Source organism: Nakamurella sp. UYEF19 (assembly GCF_040546275.1).
GTDB lineage: Bacteria > Actinomycetota > Actinomycetes > Mycobacteriales > Nakamurellaceae > Nakamurella.
The window spans coordinates 121,789-138,389 of the sequence record NZ_JBEPNO010000001.1 but is presented as its reverse complement, the minus strand read 5'-3'; the positions used below and the strand labels follow the sequence as shown (position 1 = coordinate 138,389).

Genomic DNA, 16,601 nt, shown 5'->3' with positions numbered 1-16,601 from the left:
CCTGATCGCGACGGCCGATCGCGACGGATGACGTAGCCGCCGCGGGTCGCAGTGGTCGATCAAGAGCTGACGTCGGTCCGTTGTCTGCCTCACGAGGTTTTCCTAGCGTGGAGAAGGACGCGGCCGTCGGGTCGTCGCCACGCTGCGAAGGGACCGATCAGGCATGACCAACGACGCCGAGACAGCATCCATCCTGGTGATCAGTGCGCACTCCGGCGACTTCGTCTGGCGCGCCGGTGGTGCGATCGCACTGTCCACCCAACGCGCCTCTGCGGTTCACGTGCTCTGCCTGAGCTTCGGCGAGAGGGGCGAGTCCCAGGGTTTGTGGTCGCGGCCGGATATGACCCTCGAGCGGGTGAAGGAAGCCCGCCGCGCTGAGGCAACGGCCGCCGCAGCGGTTCTCGGGGCAAGCATCGAGTTCCTCGACCTCGGCGACTATCCGCTGCGGGTCGATGCCGCCGCGGTCGACTTCATGGTCCAGGTGCTGCGCACGCGGCAACCAGATGTCCTGCTGACCCACGTCGCCGACGACCCCTACAACCGCGATCACAACCTGGCCCACGAGACCACCCTCCTCACCCGCATGGTCGCCCAGGCACACGGCCACGACCGGAGCACCAAGCCCCTGGGGGCCTCGCAGGTCCTCCAGTTCGAGCCGCACCAGCCGGAGGTGTGCGGCTTCAACCCAGACCTGCTCCTGGACATCACCGAGGTGTTCGACATCAAGGCGAAGGCGATGGCCTGCATGACCGCGCAGGACCACCTGCTGCGCTACTACACCGATCTCGGCAGCCGCCGCGGCGTGCAGGCGGTACGCAACGGCGCACCGTCGAGGGTCACCCACGCCGAGGCCTACCAGCGCACGTTTCCGACGGTGGGCAGCGATCTCCGATGAGCGGCCATGTGATAGTGCGGTCCGACCGACGCCCCGACCCCGACGCAGTCGAGATCCTCGCGCGCGCCGGCGTCGCCACGGCGCACGAGGCAATGGGACGGCGCGGTCTCACCCAGCCGGTGCTGCGCCCCATCTATCGGGGAGCGCGCATCGCCGGGCGCGCCGTGACTGTGCTGAGCCACCCCGGGGACAACCTGATGATCCATGCCAGCATCGAGCAGTGCGGGCCGGGTGACGTCCTCGTGGTCACCACCACGTCGCTGTCGACGGACGGCATGTTCGGCGAGCTGTTCGCCGTGCAACTGGCCACCCGCGGGGTTTGCGGACTGATCATCGACGCCGGCGTGCGGGACGTCGCTGCGTTGAGCGCCATGCGCTTTCCGGTGTGGTCGCGCGCCGTCTCGGCGCAGGGCACCGTCAAGGCGAGTCCGGGTTCGGTCAACGTGCCGGTGGTGATCGCGGGCGCCTCGCTCCGCCCGGGCGACGTCGTGGTGGCCGATGACGACGGCGTGCTCTGCGTCCCTCTGGAGCTGGCCCCCGAGGTGGCGGAGAAGGCCCTGGCCCGCGAGACCTCGGAGGCAGGCAAGATCGAGCAGTTCCGTTCGGGCGTATTGGGTCTGGACCTCTACGACATGCGCCCGACGCTCGAGCGCCTCGGGGTGGCGTACGTGGATGGACCCGGGTGAGCGTCTTCGTCCTGGTGCACGGCGCGTGGCACGGGGGCTGGTGCTGGGATCGGGTCTCCCCGCTACTGCGCGCCGCTGGTCACGACGTCCACTCACCCACCCTCACGGGACTGTCCGAGCGGGCCCATCTACTCTCTCCTGCTGTCGGCCTGGATACCCACGTGGAAGACGTGATCCGGTTGATCGACGTGCTGCAACTGGAGCACGTCGTGCTGGTCGGCCACAGCTATGCCGGCCAGATCGTCAGCGCGGTCGCCGACCGGCGCCCCGACATCATCGACCGGCGCGTGTATCTCGACGCTTTCGTCGGGTCGGACGGCGAGTCGGCCCGCGACCTGTTGCCGGAGACCGTCGCACACCACTGGGCGACTTCCGCGGCCGAGGATGGTTTCGGCTGGTTGGTACCGGTGCGGAGGCTGTCCGTCCTGGGCGTCACGGAGCAGAGCGACATCGACTGGCTGACACCGCGTCTGACTCCGCATCCCTGGAAGACCTACACCGACACACTGCATCTCACCGGTGCCGGACGCCACATCCCGGCCGCTTTCGTCGAATGCGTCTCCTGGATGCGAGCCTTCCGTGGCCAGGCCGATCGAGCACGGGAGCAGGGTTGGCCGGTGCACGAGTTGCCGACCGGCCACGAGGCGATGGTGACCGATCCGGGTGCTCTTGCCGAAGTGCTGATCGGACTGGCCACCGATGTCCTGCAACCCATCGCACGATCGAGAGAGTAGGAGACGACGTGGAATTCCTCGTCCGGTCCGAGAACCGTCTGCCCACCGAGACAACCACTCAACAGCGGGAGGAGCTGCGGGCGGCGGAACGGGCCCGCGCCATGGAACTGAGGGCAGCGGGAACCCTGAAGCGCCTGTGGCGCGTTCCCGGCCGCAATGCGACCGTCGGCCTGTACGAGGCGACCGATCCCGCCGAGCTGCATGACGCGTTGATGTCGCTGCCGATGGCACCGTGGCTCGACGTCACCGTCGAGGCACTCGCCCAGCACCCCCAGGAACGGTAGGCGACGTGTCCGCAGGTTCGATGGACGGTACGGCGCCGGAACGCACCGACACCTACGTGTTCGACGGCGAGACAAGCCGACGCGGGTACCCGATGAACAAGATGTTCATGAGCCTCCGCACCGCCGCCGACCGCGAACGGTTCCTCGCCGGCGAGCAGGAGTACTGCGTGGAGTTCGGCCTCACCGATGACCAACGGAAGGCGGTCGCCGCACGGGATTGGCAGGCCATGCTCGACCTCGGCGGGAGCATCTTCTACGTCTACAAGCTGGCCATGCTAGACGGTCGGTCGATGCAGTACCTCGGAGGGGTGTTCACCGGCATGACCGAAGAGGAATTCGTCGCTGAACTGCGCTCGGGAGGGCGGATCGATGGCTGAAGTGATCTGGGGGCTGGCGACGTCGCACGTTCCCTCCATCGGCTCGGCCATGGACCGGGGGAAGACCCAGGACCCATACTGGAAACCCCTTTTCGACGGCTACCAGCCCGCACAGGAGTGGATGGCCGAGCACCGACCCGACATCGCCCTGATCGTCTACAACGACCATGCGAACGGGGTCGACCTCGACATCGTGCCGACCTTCGCCATCGGCACGGCCGATCGGTACCAGGTGGCTGACGAGGGTTTCGGGAAGCGTCCGGTGCCCGAAGTGGTTGGATCGCCCCAGCTTTCGCTGCATCTGGTGCAACAGCTGATGGATGAGGGCTTCGATCTGACGGTGTTCCAGCAACTCGATGTCGATCACGGGCTCACCGTGCCGCTGTCGATCTACTGTCCCGACCCGGGCGAGACCTGGCCGTGCGCCGTGGTTCCGCTGCTCGTCAACGTCATCCAGTACCCGCAGCCCACCGCCGCGCGGTGCTACGCCCTCGGCCAGGCGATCGGGCGGGCCATCACATCGTTCGACCCCGCGGTGAAGATTGCCGTCTTCGGCACCGGTGGGATGTCGCACCAACTCGCGGGCGCCCGTGCCGGCTTCATCAATCCGACATTCGACCACATGTTCCTCGACGCCATCGAGAACGACCCGGCCTCCCTGGCCGCCCTGAGCCGGGAGGACTACATCACCCAGGCCGGTTCCGAGGGCATCGAACTGATCATGTGGTTGGTGATGCGCGGGGCGATGAACCCGCAGATCGAACTGGTGCATTCCACCTACCACGTACCGGCGTCGAATACGGCTGCGGCACTCGCCCTGTACGACAACCGGGTGCGGTCGACGATCTGAAACCGAGCTCACCAACGAGCTTCGTCGGCCACCTGGTGTACGTCGCTGCGGCGTTGCCCGCGGCGGCCACATCGGTCGGCGGCCTCTGCAGGCTCGGGGTCGTCCATGAATTTCTGGGTCAACTCACAGATAGGTGTATCAAGGGGTGGTGATCCAGTGCCGGCGGCCCGCGCCGGTACCCAACGGGAAAGAGTCAAGATGAATCGTTTTCGCGTCACCGCAGCGCGTGTGCTCGCCATCGCCGGTGTCTGCAGTCTCATGCTCGTCAGCGTGGTGTCGACTGCTTCAGCCGCAACCACCGGTCTGACTGCTTCCGGTAACGGGTCGTCAGAGGTTCCGGCAGGCTCGGCCGGCGACACTGTCGCCGCCACGGTCGACGTCGACCCGCAGGCCGGGACGATCACCTATACCGTTTCCTTCCAGGGAAGCGGACCGGTGGTGGCCGGTCACATCCACAAGGGCGCGGAAGGGGTCAGCGGTCCGGTCGTGGTCATGTTCGATGCTGCCGTGATCAACGCTCACGGAACCGCAACCGTCAAGGTGGACAAAGTCCTGGCTGCCGCGATCGTTGCCGACCCGGCCGGCTACTACGTCAACGTGCACACCAAGTCCCACCCTTCCGGTGCTGCCCGTGGCCAACTGATGACCGGGTCCGGCACAGCACCGACCGCGGTCGACGCCGGAAACGGTGGACAGTTCGCTGCAGCGCAGTCCGGGCTCGGCGGCCCCATGGTTGCGCTGCTTCTCGGGTCGGTCATGGTGCTCCTGGCTGCGGCCGGGGTGTACACCGTCCGCAAGCGGAGCATCTGACGCCCGAAGATGGCATCAACGAATGAATCTGGTGGGCGGCGTCGGGATTCCACCCGGCGCCGCCGCCGGCTGCGCCCAGCCATGGCGTGGTTGATCACCCTGCTGCTCGCGGGAATCCTGATAGTCGTCGCTGCAAGCATCACGCTCATTTCCGGTTTCTCCGCCCGGACCCACACCGCAGCAATCGAGCAGAAGTATTTCGTCCGTACCTTGACAGCCCCGCTGTCGACGCACAGCCCGGCCACCACCGCGCCCGATCCGGTCGACAATTCGCCGTCGACGTCCACACTTCCACCCAGTCAGCGCCCCACATCTGTCGAGGCAGCAGGGACGCGGTCGTCGACCGCCGGCTCCCGGCAGAAGAATCAGCCGCCGCCGCCCAACGCGGGTGCGCCCCTGTCCGTTCCGACGTCCATTCAACTGGCGGGTTCGCGCAATCCGATCCGCGTCGTCCCGATCGGCGTGACGGCCGAAGGCGTGCTGGAACCGCCGGCAGATATTTCCACGGCAGGCTGGTGGGTATCCGGGCCACGGCCGGGTATGCCGGGCCGGGCGGTGATCACCGGGCACATCGATTCCGCGGCAGCGGGACTGGGGGCGTTCGCTGCCCTTGACCTCCTGCACACCGGAGACACCATGACCCTCGCCCAGGCGGATGGACGGACCCTGCATTTCAAGGTGACCAACCGACAGGAAATCCAGAAGACGCAACTGGACCCCCGGCTGCTGCAACGCACCACCAATGCCTCGGACCTGCTCCTGGTGACGTGCATCGGTGATTTCGACTACTCCACCCGCAGCTACCAATCCAACCTGCTCATCACCGCAGTACCCGTCCCGCAAAGATAGCGGCTCCTCGACAAGTCGGGTCACGTCGCCTGCCATCAGGTCCGCTGACCGCAGGTCAAGAAAACGAACGAAAGTTTTCACGGGCCGGTGTCCGGATCGGATGTGCTCGGGCGACGCAGTAGATGAAAGGCACCGTTGGGGTGCCGTCATCGACTTGGAGCCCACCGTGAACACCATCGCCACCAGAGTCACTCCCGCAACGACAACCCGCGCGTCCTGGGCCGGTGACCGCCTGACGCACCGGCTACTGGCCGCCGGCGGTCTGGCCGCGCCGGTACTGCTGATCGTCGGGGTGGTGCAGACCTTCACCCGTCAGGGTTTCGACCTCGACAAACACGCCCTGAGCATGCTGAGCCTGGGGTCCATGGGGTTCATCCAGATCGCGAACTTCCTGGTCACCGGCGCGCTGCTGGTCGCCGGTGCCCTCGGGATGCGCCGGGCCATGCCGACCGGACCCGGCCGGACCTGGGCCCCTCTCGGCCTTACCGGGTTCGGCCTCGGCCTGATCGTCTCCGGAGTGTTCCTCGCAGACCCGGGCTATGCCTTCCCGATGGGGACGCCGGACGGCCCAGGCCAGTTCAGTTGGCACGGTCAGCTGCACATGGCCGGTTTCGCCCTCGCGACGATCGGGTGGCTGGTGGCCGCCGCGGTCCTGGCCCGACGGTTCGCCGCTCAGGGTGACCGCCGCAGAGCGGTCGGCTGCCTCACTGCGATCCTGGCGGCCGTGGTCATCGATGCCGCACCGGTGTTCGGCAGCTTCGGCGTGCGCATCCTGATCGTGTGCGCCATCGAGCTCGGGCTCGTCGCCGCGGTCTGCGTGCATCTGATCCGGACGCCTCGTTGAGTAACACCCCGGCTCCATCACCGCTCCTGCACGATCAGCACCAACCAGAGGCCAGCCAAACCCACCAGAAGGAGACGACATGCAGTTCATGACGATGTTGAAGGCTCGCGAGGACATCGGGATGCCGCCGCCGGCGTTCTTCGCCGCGATGGCCACCTATCTGCAGGACGTCGCAGCGACAGGGAAACTGGTCACCACCGGCGGTCTGCTCCCGAGCGCCGTCGGCGTGCAGGTCAAGGCCGTCGGCGGCGAGATCATCGTCACCGACGGACCGTTCACCGAGTTCACCGAGTTGGTCGGCGGCTACGCCATCTTCGAGGTCGACTCCCGCGAAGAAGCGGTGGCGATGGCGCGCTCGTTCATCGAGCTGCATCTGCTGAACTGGCCCGGTTGGGAAGGCAGCAGCGAGGTCCGTCAGATCATGCAGGCACCCGGCGCCTGACGTCCCTTGGGCCCGGGCGGTCACCGCGGTGGCTTGCCCGGGCCACGGCAGGCTGATCTGATCAGTGGATGAGCGCCAGCCAAGACGCAGTGGTCACCGCCTGGCGCGAACAGGCGCCGCGGCTGATCGGAGCGCTGCTGCGCATCACCGGCGACCTGGACCTCGCGCAGGACTCGGCCAACGACGCCATGGTGGCAGCGCTCGAGCAGTGGCCCGAGACGGGTGTTCCGCAGAACCCGGCCGCGTGGCTGATGACCGTCGCCCGGCGCCGGGCCATCGACGAACTGCGTCATACCGAACGGCATCACCGAGCCGAAGATGCCGTCGGCCAACAACTTCGCCTCCAGGAGGGCCAGGTGCAGGACATGCAGATCGACCCGATCCAGGATGACGTCCTGCGGCTGATGATGATGACCTGCCACCCCGCACTGACAACGGAGTCGCAGGTGGCGTTGACACTGCGACTGGTCGCCGGCCTGACCTCGGCCGAGATCGCCCGTTCCTTCATGGTGCCCGAGGCCACCGTTGTCCGGCGGATCACCCGGGCGAAGACGACCCTGGCCGAGGTGGCCAGGCAACTCCCGGTGGACCTGCCCGCCTCCCAACATTCTCCCTGGGGCGGCCAGCCTTTCGATGTTCCGCAGGAGAACGAACGCCGTGAGCGGGTGCCCGCCGTCCTGCACGTCATCTACCTGATCTTCACCGAGGGTTACTCCGCCAGCGCCGGTGAGACCCTGCTTCGACCCGCGCTGTGCGAGGAGGCGATCCGACTCGGCCGGCTGCTGGCCCAGCTTTTCGACGACGAACCCGAGACCGCCGGCCTCCTCGCACTGATGTACCTGCAGTCCTCGCGTTCGGTTGCCCGCACCGACGCAGCAGGCGACCCGGTGCTCCTGGCCGATCAGGACCGAGCGCGCTGGGACCAGCTGGCCATCCGACGCGGATCCGCCGCCCTACAGCTCGCCATGACGGCGGGAGCCGGTGGTTACTACACACTGCAGGCCGCCATCGCCGCCTGCCACACCAGCGCTGCGTCGATCGAAGAAACCGATTGGGACACGATCACCCGGCTCTACGATGCGCTCGCCGACCTGAGCACCTCGGCCGCGGTGCTGCTGAACCGCGCGGTAGCGCACGGGATGGCCCACGGCCCACAGGTCGGGCTGCGGCTCGTGGAAGACCTCGCCGATCTGCCTGGACTTCGCGGGAGCCACCAGCTGCCCAGCGTCAGGGGTGACTTGCTGGCCAAACTGGGGCGTACGGCCGAGGCACGTGCAGAATTCGAGTACGCAGCCGCACTGGCCCGCAACGGCCGTGAGAAAAACTTCCTGCAACGGCGGGCGCAGTCTCTACGAGGTGTCGAGTAGCAAGCTCGGTAGCAAACGGCGCAGCCACGAGCCGTCGTCTTCTACGTTCGAGACTGAGATTTCCGGCCATCAGATCGAGGACGATGATTCGGGGATGGCGGTGACAGCCGACCCGCCCAGCAGAACAGCCACGCCGTCCAACAACCGTTGGAGCCCGAACTCGAAGACAGCCTGCGGTCTCGACACCCGGAAGGCGTCGGCACCGAATTGCGAGACCATCGGCAGACGGCCGGAATCAAAGGCAGCCGTGATGGCGTCCGCTCGGGAAGTTGCTCCCTGCTGCTCGGCACCGGACACCCTGGCATTTCGATCCTCCTGGGCCAATGCCAGGGCGGCGCCCTGGACCCAGGTGCTCACCCCCACCGCTATCTGGACCATCATGGCGAAGTCAAGGCCGAGTCCGTCCACGGCCCGCATCCGCCAGTCCGTGTACGCCATCAGGTGCACGGCGATCGGCGGCCGCGTGGTCGCCGCGACCAAGGGCACCATCCACGGTCGAGCGCGATAGATCGCCCACTCCGTGCGTGCCGACAGTTCCAGCCGGGCCCGCCAGCCATGGGGTCCCGGCTCGGGAAGTTGATGGCCGCCGAACACGGCATCGACGACGAGATCGACCAGTTCCTCTTTGGACCGCACGTGCCGGTACAGCGACATCACCCCCGCGTCGAGTTGGTCGGCGGTTCGGCGCATGGACAGCGCCTCCACGCCGTCACGGTCGGCGACTGCCACCGCCGCCGCGATGATCCTGTCCAGACTGAGACCTGACGGCAGCACCACCTCTTTCGGTGGGATCGGTGCACCCGGGCCCCGGTGGGGAATCGACGACGCGTCGGCCACACGAAGTCGGTAGGCCCTAGCCCGGCAGGCCGGCGAGCAGTACCGGGCGGGTCGCCCACGTTGGGCGACAGTCCGCGGGCGGCCACACACCTCGCAGCCTGATTCCGTTGACTTCATCAAGGCTCCTTTTCGTGACGCCGACCGTGTCGTCACGAAATATACCAGTGAACGCGCATCCTACCGCCCGCGCTGGCTGCAAGACGCCGCAAAACAACTACCAACGAGTATGTTTAGCTGTAAGTCGTTCATGAGCACTTGTGTGCGTATGCTGTACCCATGATGACGCGTGCACCATACCCAGCCGTTTCAGGTTTCCCCGCCGATCCGATCCTCCCGGGAGAGCGACCAGCTATCCGGCTGTCTGACGTCTCGAAAACCTATGGTGCGAAAGGGGAAAGCACGGTCCGCGCCCTGAACGGTGTGACGTTGGGCTTTGCCACCGGCAGTTTCACGGCGGTGATGGGGCCGTCCGGTTCGGGCAAGAGCACGCTGCTGCACTGTGCCTCCGGCCTCGACCGACCTACCTCCGGCACGGTCTACCTGCAGGATTGTGATCTGGCGACCTTGGACGAGGCCGCCTTGACCCGGCTGCGCCGCTGCCGCATCGGCTTCATCTTCCAGTCGTTCAACTTGCTGCCGACCCTCACCGTCCGCCAGAACGTGACCCTGCCGCTGGAACTGGCGGGCCGATCGATCGATGCCGCCGCTGTGCGAAGGCTGCTCGGCGTGCTCGGCCTGTCCGATCGGATGGATCATCTGCCTGGCCAGCTGTCCGGCGGTCAGCAGCAGCGCGCGGCGATCGCCCGTGCCGTACTGACCGAACCCGCGGTGATCTTCGCTGACGAACCGACCGGCGCACTCGACGGGACCGCCGCCCGGGAGGTTCTGCGGCTGATCCAGCGAACGGTCCGCGAGTGGGGGCGCACCGTCGTCATGGTGACCCACGACCCGGTGGCAGCCTCCTACGCCCAGAGAGTCGTGTTCCTGGCCAACGGAGAGGTGGCCGACACGATGGAAGCGCCCACGGCGGCCGCAGTCGCTGCCGCGATGGCCCGTCTCGGCGGCTTGCCGGCCGGTTCCTGATGTGGCGCTTCGCGCTCCGGTCGGCTCGCACGCGCGTCACGTCGCAGTTGACGGCGACCCTGGTGACCCTCGTCGGGACCGGCCTGCTGGCCGGGTTTGCCACCTTGTTCCAGACCGGCCTGTCGACCGACACCCAGGATCGATCTGTGCTTGTCCTGCTGCCGTTGATCCTGGGCGGCTGGAGTGTGGTGATCGTGGCCTATGGCATCGTCTCGACCGTTTCCCTGGCCGTGGCCAATCGGCAGCGTGAGATCGCGTTGCTGAGGGCAATCGGTTCGACCCCGCGACAGGTGCAGGTCACGATCGTCGTCGAGACCCTGGTCGTCTCGGTCCCGGTCGTCCTGCTCGGACTGTTTCCGGGCAGGGCTCTCGGGGCGTTGCTGCTGCACCGGTTGACTGCCGCCGGCATGGTGCGCGGGCCGATCACGCTGCACGCCGGGTGGCTCGCGTTCGGCATCGGGGGCGGCCTCTCGGTGACGGCCGCGGCCACCGGTGCCTATCTGGCCGGCCGACGGATATCGGCGGTCCCACCAGTCCTGGCGCTCGCCCTGGCTGCTGATGTCCCGGCTTCCACCAGCACTCTCGTCCGTTCCCGAGCGATCACCGGCAGCGTCCTGGTGATCATCGGATCGAGCTTGAGCATCTCCACCCTGTTCATGACCAACGGGCCGCTGCTGTCCAGTACGGCAGGACCGGCCGGCGTCGCCGCCGCGGTCGGTCTCGCCCTGCTGAGCCCGATCGCCATCAGCATCGTCGGCCGCGTGACGGGTGCCTTGGCCGGTCCGATCGGGCGGCTGGCCGGTCGTCACCTGCGGGTCAGGGCAGCAAAACAGGCGGCGGTCGTGGGCCCTCTGGTCATGCTGGTCGGTGTCACGACCGGGACGCTCTACATGCAGAGCACCGAGAGCACGTCCCCATCGACGACATTCCCGCGGGACGGCCAGGGTGCGGCTCTGGCGCCGATCAACTACCTCGTCGTTGTCATCATCATTTTCTTCGTCGGCATTTCGGTCACCAGTTCGCTGGTCTCGGCGACCCGGCATCGCCACCGGGAATTCGACTTGTTACGGCTGACCGGTGCCAGTAGAAAACAGGTTCTGGCGCTGACCACCCTGGAAGCCGCGCTGGCCACCTTCATCGCGACCGTGCTCGGCGCCGCCGCCGCGCTGGCCACGACCATCCCATTCAGCATGGTGCGCAACGGGTCCCCCATCGCGCACGGACCACTCTGGATTTTTCCGGCCATCATTGCCGGAACCCTTGCGATCGCACTGCTCGCCACCGTTCCGACCGCTGCCAGCCTGATGCGCAGGTCCCCGGCGGTGCAGGTTCGAAGGTCGACGACGTGATCACGATCTGCTGCCGCACCATCGAGAGCGGACCCCGCGCAAGGAGCGTGGTATCTGCATGAGTGCAATAACTGCACTCATGCAGATACTAGGAGACGGCAATGGATGCAGGTTCGGCAATGGTGGAGTTGTTCGAGCGTCAGGCTGCGGCATGGAATGCCGGAGATGCCCACGGGTATGCCTCGTGCTTCACCCACGACGCGGACTACGTGACCTGGCTCGGAACGCGCTACCGCGGGAGGGCGGACATCGAGCGCTCCCACGGTGCGCTGTTCGAGAAGTTGCTCAAGGGAACGATCATGGATTAGGAGATCGTCTAGGTGCGGACCCTGGCGGGCGGCACGACAGTGGTCCTCGCCCGGGGTGACGTAGCGAAGCCGCGGCCGAAGCGACTGACGAAGGTCCAGACCTATGTGGTGATCGACGGCCCGGAAGGGTTGCACATAGCATCATTTCAGAACACGAAGCGCAAGCCGCTGATGGAATCGCTCTCGTTCCGCACGGCGCCGCAGACCAGGCCGGTGGCGTGAGCCGCACGGTTCGTTCGCTGCTGCAGAGGCGCAGCGCCGCCTATCGGGAATACCTCAGCGCCGTCGTGGCCAACGGACAGGCCAACGCGGATTCGACGGGTCTGCATGCGACCGACGTCCATGCGCTCGATGTCCTGCAGGCGGGAGGGCCGCTGACCGCCGGTCAGCTGGCCGAGAAGGTGGGATTGAGCACGGGAGCGACGACGCGACTGATCGACCGATTGGAGAAGCTGACCTACGTGCGTCGCGACGCCGACCCGCAGGATCGGCGCAGCGTGAAGATATCGGTGACCTCGGAGAGCATCGATTATCTTTCGCAGGTGTTCGAGCCGACCCGGCGCCAGGTGGGCGAACTGCTGCAGACCTATTCTCTCGACCAGCTGGAGGTGCTGTTCGACTACTTCGTGCGAGCAGCACCCGTGCTGCGGGAGGCGGCTGAGGAGACCCGGAGGAGAAACCGGGACGGCGCCGGCCGGGCAGCGTCCCCATCAGCCGAACGGTAGCCGATATCGCCGATCAATCGGTGGGCATGACGAGGATCGGCTTGATCACCTCGCCCCGCGCCGAGGCCTCGAGCGCCTCGCCGATCCGCTCGAGGGGGAAATACTCGACCAGCCGGTCGAACGGGAACCGGCCCTGCGAGTAGAGATCCATCAGCGTGCCGATCAGCCGCTGACTGCGTCCACTCCCACCCAGCGTCCCGACGATGGTCTTGCCCCACAGCGTCGTCAGGTGGTCGGCGGTGAACTCCGCGGCCGCCGGTGCGCCCCCGATCAGGACGCACGTGCCGCGCATGCCCACCGAGTCGATCGCCTGCCGCACCACTCCTATCACCCCGGTGCATTCCAGCGCGTGGTCAGCGGGCCCGCCGCAGATGTCGCCGACCGCGATCACCGGGTCGCAGTCACGGGCGTTGACCGTATGGGTTGCGCCCAGTTCCGTGGCCAGCGCGAGTCGGGAGTCGTGCCGATCCACCGCGATGACGATGGTGGCGGCGGAGTTTCGCGCCGCCATGATCGCAGCGAGACCGACTGCCCCAGCACCGTAGACGACGATGGAGGTTCCCGGCTGGGGCCGCACGGTGTTGAAGACAGCTCCAGCACCGGTGGCCAGCCCACAGGCCAACGGCCCCATGAGTTCCACCGGGAGCCCGTCCGGAATCGGGACGAGCGCCTGCGCCGAGGCGATCGCATACGTGGCAAAGGAGGACTGTCCGAAGAAGTGACTCGACAACCGCTCGCCGCCCGGCGTTCGCAGCGCCGACGATCCGTCGACACGCCCCCCTCCCGCCACCAACTCTCCCAGCCGGAGGCAGTACCTCGGCTCGCCGTCGAGACAGTTGCGGCACGTGCCGCAGAACGGCCAGCCGATGACCACCGCCTGACCCTCGTGAATGCCGGTGACCCCATCGCCCACAGCGATCACCGTCCCGGCACCCTCGTGCCCGAGGACACCGGGCAACGGGAAAGGCAGGGCACCCTCCCGGGTGATCGCGTCAGTGTGGCAGACACCGGTCGCCGCCACCTTGACCAGCACCTCACCGGCCGCCGGCCCATCGAGTTCCGCGTCGCGAACCACGAACGGTCCGTGGGTCTTCTCGACGACCGCTGCTCTGATCTTCATCGATCTCCTACTCGAATCGTTGCGCAGCAAAGCTTCTGGTGCGCTCGACAGTGTTTCTCAGGTGTGCTGGGGTGAGATGGTTTGGGTGGGTCGACGCCCTCAGACCGGGAAGCCGGTCGAATGCGTGTCCATGAAGTCGCGGACACCCTCGATGCCCATCACCCGACCCATGCCGCTGTGGTTGAACCCGCCGAAAGGGGCGCGCTCGTCCAGGTGGGCGGCGCCGTGGGCATTGATGAAGGTGAAGCCGGTGCGGAGTTGGCGGGCAACCTTGGCCGCCCGGTCGAGATCCTGGGTCCACACCGAGGAGCACAGACCCGACCAGGTGTCGTTCGCCCGACCGATCACCTCGTCCTCGTCGTCGAACGGAAGAATCGGCAGCGACGGACCGAATTGCTCTTCCACGACCACCCGGGCGTCATCGGCCGGGTCGAGGACCAGGGACGGCCGCAGGAAGTTGCCACGACCGAGGTCGGCGCCGCCTGCTGGTTCACCGAACTCCCGCACCTCGGTGCCGGCGGCCCGTGCCTGCGCGGTGAGCTCACGGACGTAGGACACCTGCCGCGGGCTGTGCAGCGGCCCCATCGTCACCTCCGGGTCGAGGCCGTGCCCCAGACGAACACCCGACAGGATCACCGACAGTCCCTCGACGATCTCGTCGTAGCGCGACCGGTGGACGTACAAGCGCTTCGTCGCCATGCAGATCTGCCCGGTGGAATCGAATGTCCCGGTGAAGAGGCGCTGCATGGATTCAGGCCCAAGATCCGCATCGGCCAGGACGAGGGCCGGATCGTTGCCGCCCAGTTCCAGTGACACCCTGGTCAGCGAACCGCCTGCCATGGACATGATCCGCTTTCCACCGGCCGGACTGCCGGTGAAGCAGACCTTCTTCACCCGGTGGTCCTGGATGAGCGCCGGCCCGACCTCGGCGTCAGTACCCGTGACGACATTGAGCACGCCGGCGGGTAGCGACTGCGCCAGGAGGGCGACCGTGCGGGTCGTGGCAAGCGGCGCGGTGGGCGGCGGCTTCACCACGACCGTGTTGCCGGCCAGCAGCGCCTGCGGGAGGCAAGCGGCCAGGATGGCAAGCGGCCAGTTGAACGGAACGATGATCGTCACCACACCTAGCGGTAGGTAACGGATCTCGGTGCGATAGGGCGGGGCGGGCAGGTAGGTCACCTGCTCGACGTCGCCGGCCAGCGCGGCGGCCAGTTCGAAGCGGTGCGCCAGCACAAGGGAGTCGATGAACGACTCGATCCTGATCTTGCCGTTCTCCCGCGTCAGGACGTCGGCCGTCGCCTGGCGGTCCGCCTCCAGCGGGGCCAGCGCAGCGATCAACAGGTCGGCACGCTCCTGCGGGGTACGGGCCGCCCAGCCCGGGAAGGCCCGATGAGCTGCCGTCACAGCAGCCTCCGCCTGCTTGGCGCTGGCCGCCGCGGCGTACCCGACGACGGACGCACCGTCAGCCGGATCGAGCACTTCCAGCACGTCGCCGGCACTCTGCGCCTGCCCGTCGATGAAGAGATCCGTCCTGATCTCGGGTAATTGATCTACGTCGATCATGGTTCTTCCTTCGATTCGTCGCTGCCACGGCCGGACACAGAGGTACCAGCCTCACGTTATCGATCGCCCACTGACAGGTCCCGAGCCAATCGGCGCAACACGACCCGACATCCCGGCCTGCCGAACCGGGACATTTGACTCATCATGGGCCGGCCGTCCGTCGCCGAGCGGCATCTCGACAGCCTGCCCAACCGGTTTGTCAACGGGGTCAATTTGTCCTTTCCTTCGGCGGGAACCGGCACTTCGGCATCGTATTGTTCTTCCAAAAGGGCCAGATGGGTGAACCACGGTGTCAGGGTTGACACACACAACCTGGTGATCCACCATTGCCCAGTCAGAGTTGCCAAAAGGATTAGGCGGTGCAACGGTGCAGTTCAAGGCGGCGACAATCCGTGATGTTGCGGAATTGGCCGGCTTCTCCGTCACCACGGTCTCCCACGTCCTGAACGACGTCAACGGGAAGCGCATCGCGGGCAGTACCCGGGAACGTATCCGCGAGGCTGCCACGCAACTGGAATACCGTCCGAACAGGCTGGCCCAGGGTCTACGCAGCCAACGGACCCACACCATCGGGTTCGTCTCGGACCTGGTGGCGACCACCCCCTTCGCCGGCCAGCTGATCCTCGGCGCGCAGGAAGCGGCTTCCGCCGTGGGTTCACTGCTGCTTCTGCTGTCGTCAGGCGGAGACCCCGCACTCGAGGACAGGGAGTTGCAGGCCCTCTCGGATCGACAGGTCGACGGCGTGCTCTACGCCTCGATGTACCACCGGATCGTGAGCCCGCCGGCAAGACTGGGCGACGGCCCGGCAGTGTTGCTCGACGCCAGGACGGAGAATGGGGAGTTCACCTCGGTCGTACCGGACGAGGTCGGCGGCGCTCGGGCCGCGGTCGAAGAACTGCTGTCGAATGGGCACCGGCGAATCGGGTTCTGCACCGACAGCGCTGACATCCCGGCCACCAGGGCGAGGCTGACCGGGTACCGGCAGGCACTCGAGGTCTACGGAATCCCCTTCGACCCCTCGCTGGTGATCGCCGGACCGGGAGAGGCAGTCGGCGGATTCGATTCCGCCTACTCGTTGCTGGAGCGTCCGGATCGACCCACCGGATTGTTCTGCTTCACAGACCGGATCGCCTTCGGCGCCTACCAGGCGGCGGCGGAGCTCGGACTCTCTGTGCCGCATCATGTTTCGATAGTCGGATTCGACGACCAGGAAATCATCTCCACCAATCTGCGGCCGGGCCTCACCACCATGGCCCTACCGCACTACGCGATGGGCAAGTGGGCTGTCGAGTCGTTGATCCGTCAGATCGAGAACGGCCCGGATTCCCCGGCCGTGCACCAACTGATGCCCTGCCCCCTGGTACGTCGGGCATCAGTGAGTACGCCGCCCCGAGGTTGATCCTCGGCAAAGTCTCGTCCGCGGGACGGCGAACACCACCACAACCGCAACGAGAGGGCACTCGTTTCAGCGAGTGCCC

General features: G+C 66.8%; 20 protein-coding genes. 17 read left to right on the top strand and 3 right to left on the bottom strand.

Translation table 11 applies throughout. The annotated features are described in order from the left end of the window. The first annotated feature begins 163 nt into the window (after window positions 1-163). From ABIB25_RS00615 to ABIB25_RS00565, 11 genes are all read left to right on the top strand, one after another. Entirely contained in the window at window positions 164-895 is a 732-nt protein-coding gene (locus tag ABIB25_RS00615; RefSeq protein WP_354526462.1) for a PIG-L deacetylase family protein, read from the top strand. After that, entirely contained in the window at window positions 892-1,581 is a 690-nt protein-coding gene (locus tag ABIB25_RS00610) for a 4-carboxy-4-hydroxy-2-oxoadipate aldolase/oxaloacetate decarboxylase (RefSeq protein ID WP_354526461.1), read from the top strand. The genes ABIB25_RS00615 and ABIB25_RS00610 overlap by 4 nt, the downstream gene beginning before the upstream one ends. Further along, window positions 1,578-2,315 carry an alpha/beta fold hydrolase gene (locus ABIB25_RS00605; protein ID WP_354526460.1) on the top strand — a complete coding sequence of 246 codons (738 nt, stop codon included), beginning with the start codon at window positions 1,578-1,580 and terminating at the stop codon, window positions 2,313-2,315. The genes ABIB25_RS00610 and ABIB25_RS00605 overlap by 4 nt, the downstream gene beginning before the upstream one ends. An 8-nt stretch (window positions 2,316-2,323) precedes the next feature. Continuing rightward, the gene (locus ABIB25_RS00600; RefSeq protein WP_354526459.1) at window positions 2,324-2,599 is read left to right on the top strand and encodes a muconolactone Delta-isomerase family protein; all 276 of its coding nucleotides are present in this window, start codon (window positions 2,324-2,326) and stop codon (window positions 2,597-2,599) included. Window positions 2,600-2,619: 20 nt separating this feature from the next. Next, window positions 2,620-2,976 (top strand): protocatechuate 3,4-dioxygenase, encoded by a 357-nt coding sequence (locus ABIB25_RS00595; RefSeq protein WP_354526965.1) that lies wholly within the window; start codon window positions 2,620-2,622, stop codon window positions 2,974-2,976. Continuing rightward, entirely contained in the window at window positions 2,969-3,826 is an 858-nt protein-coding gene (locus ABIB25_RS00590; protein ID WP_354526458.1) for a class III extradiol dioxygenase subunit beta, read from the top strand. Before ABIB25_RS00595 ends, ABIB25_RS00590 begins: the two co-directional genes overlap by 8 nt. Before the next feature lie 198 nt (window positions 3,827-4,024). Beyond that, the gene (locus tag ABIB25_RS00585; protein WP_354526457.1) at window positions 4,025-4,636 is read left to right on the top strand and encodes a CHRD domain-containing protein; all 612 of its coding nucleotides are present in this window, start codon (window positions 4,025-4,027) and stop codon (window positions 4,634-4,636) included. A 9-nt stretch (window positions 4,637-4,645) separates the two neighbouring features. Further along, window positions 4,646-5,485, top strand: coding sequence for a class F sortase (locus ABIB25_RS00580; RefSeq protein ID WP_354526456.1), 840 nt, complete (start codon window positions 4,646-4,648; stop codon window positions 5,483-5,485). A 166-nt stretch (window positions 5,486-5,651) separates the two neighbouring features. After that, complete coding sequence (locus ABIB25_RS00575; RefSeq protein WP_354526455.1) at window positions 5,652-6,329, top strand: DUF998 domain-containing protein; 678 nt, start codon at window positions 5,652-5,654, stop codon at window positions 6,327-6,329. A gap of 79 nt (window positions 6,330-6,408) precedes the next feature. Beyond that, a complete protein-coding gene (locus tag ABIB25_RS00570) occupies window positions 6,409-6,771 on the top strand; it encodes a YciI family protein (RefSeq protein ID WP_354526454.1) in 363 nt (120 codons plus the stop codon). Between the two features lie 68 nt (window positions 6,772-6,839). Further along, window positions 6,840-8,138 carry an RNA polymerase sigma factor gene (locus tag ABIB25_RS00565; protein WP_354526453.1) on the top strand — a complete coding sequence of 433 codons (1,299 nt, stop codon included), beginning with the start codon at window positions 6,840-6,842 and terminating at the stop codon, window positions 8,136-8,138. A gap of 69 nt (window positions 8,139-8,207) precedes the next feature. Here ABIB25_RS00565 and ABIB25_RS00560 read toward each other — a convergent pair whose 3' ends face one another. Then, window positions 8,208-8,975: a TetR/AcrR family transcriptional regulator gene (locus tag ABIB25_RS00560; protein ID WP_354526452.1), complete on the bottom strand. Its 768-nt coding sequence runs from the start codon at window positions 8,973-8,975 to the stop codon at window positions 8,208-8,210. A 420-nt stretch (window positions 8,976-9,395) separates the two neighbouring features. On the opposite strand from ABIB25_RS00560, the gene ABIB25_RS00555 reads away from it, so the two are divergent. The 5 genes from ABIB25_RS00555 to ABIB25_RS00535 all read left to right on the top strand — a co-directional run bounded on the left by ABIB25_RS00555 (window position 9,396) and on the right by ABIB25_RS00535 (window position 12,440). Next, window positions 9,396-10,058, top strand: a complete 663-nt coding sequence (locus tag ABIB25_RS00555) for an ABC transporter ATP-binding protein (protein WP_502919713.1) — start codon at window positions 9,396-9,398, stop codon at window positions 10,056-10,058. A gap of 62 nt (window positions 10,059-10,120) precedes the next feature. Then, window positions 10,121-11,407, top strand: a complete 1,287-nt coding sequence (locus ABIB25_RS00550) for an FtsX-like permease family protein (protein ID WP_354526451.1) — start codon at window positions 10,121-10,123, stop codon at window positions 11,405-11,407. A 101-nt stretch (window positions 11,408-11,508) separates the two neighbouring features. Further along, the gene (locus ABIB25_RS00545; RefSeq protein WP_354526450.1) at window positions 11,509-11,715 is read left to right on the top strand and encodes an SgcJ/EcaC family oxidoreductase; all 207 of its coding nucleotides are present in this window, start codon (window positions 11,509-11,511) and stop codon (window positions 11,713-11,715) included. A 12-nt stretch (window positions 11,716-11,727) separates the two neighbouring features. Beyond that, complete coding sequence (locus ABIB25_RS00540) at window positions 11,728-11,937, top strand: hypothetical protein (RefSeq protein WP_354526449.1); 210 nt, start codon at window positions 11,728-11,730, stop codon at window positions 11,935-11,937. Continuing rightward, window positions 11,934-12,440, top strand: coding sequence for a MarR family winged helix-turn-helix transcriptional regulator (locus ABIB25_RS00535; protein WP_354526448.1), 507 nt, complete (start codon window positions 11,934-11,936; stop codon window positions 12,438-12,440). Before ABIB25_RS00540 ends, ABIB25_RS00535 begins: the two co-directional genes overlap by 4 nt. 13 nt (window positions 12,441-12,453) lie before the next feature. Here the strand turns inward: ABIB25_RS00535 and ABIB25_RS00530 are convergent, their stop codons facing one another. Then, a complete protein-coding gene (locus ABIB25_RS00530) occupies window positions 12,454-13,560 on the bottom strand; it encodes an NAD(P)-dependent alcohol dehydrogenase (RefSeq protein ID WP_354526447.1) in 1,107 nt (368 codons plus the stop codon). Between the two features lie 99 nt (window positions 13,561-13,659). Continuing rightward, complete coding sequence (locus ABIB25_RS00525) at window positions 13,660-15,123, bottom strand: aldehyde dehydrogenase family protein (RefSeq protein ID WP_354526446.1); 1,464 nt, start codon at window positions 15,121-15,123, stop codon at window positions 13,660-13,662. 367 nt (window positions 15,124-15,490) lie between these two features. Here ABIB25_RS00525 and ABIB25_RS00520 point away from each other — a divergent pair, with 367 nt between their 5' ends. Next, a complete protein-coding gene (locus ABIB25_RS00520; RefSeq protein ID WP_354526445.1) occupies window positions 15,491-16,522 on the top strand; it encodes a LacI family DNA-binding transcriptional regulator in 1,032 nt (343 codons plus the stop codon). The last annotated feature ends 79 nt before the right edge of the window (window positions 16,523-16,601 follow it).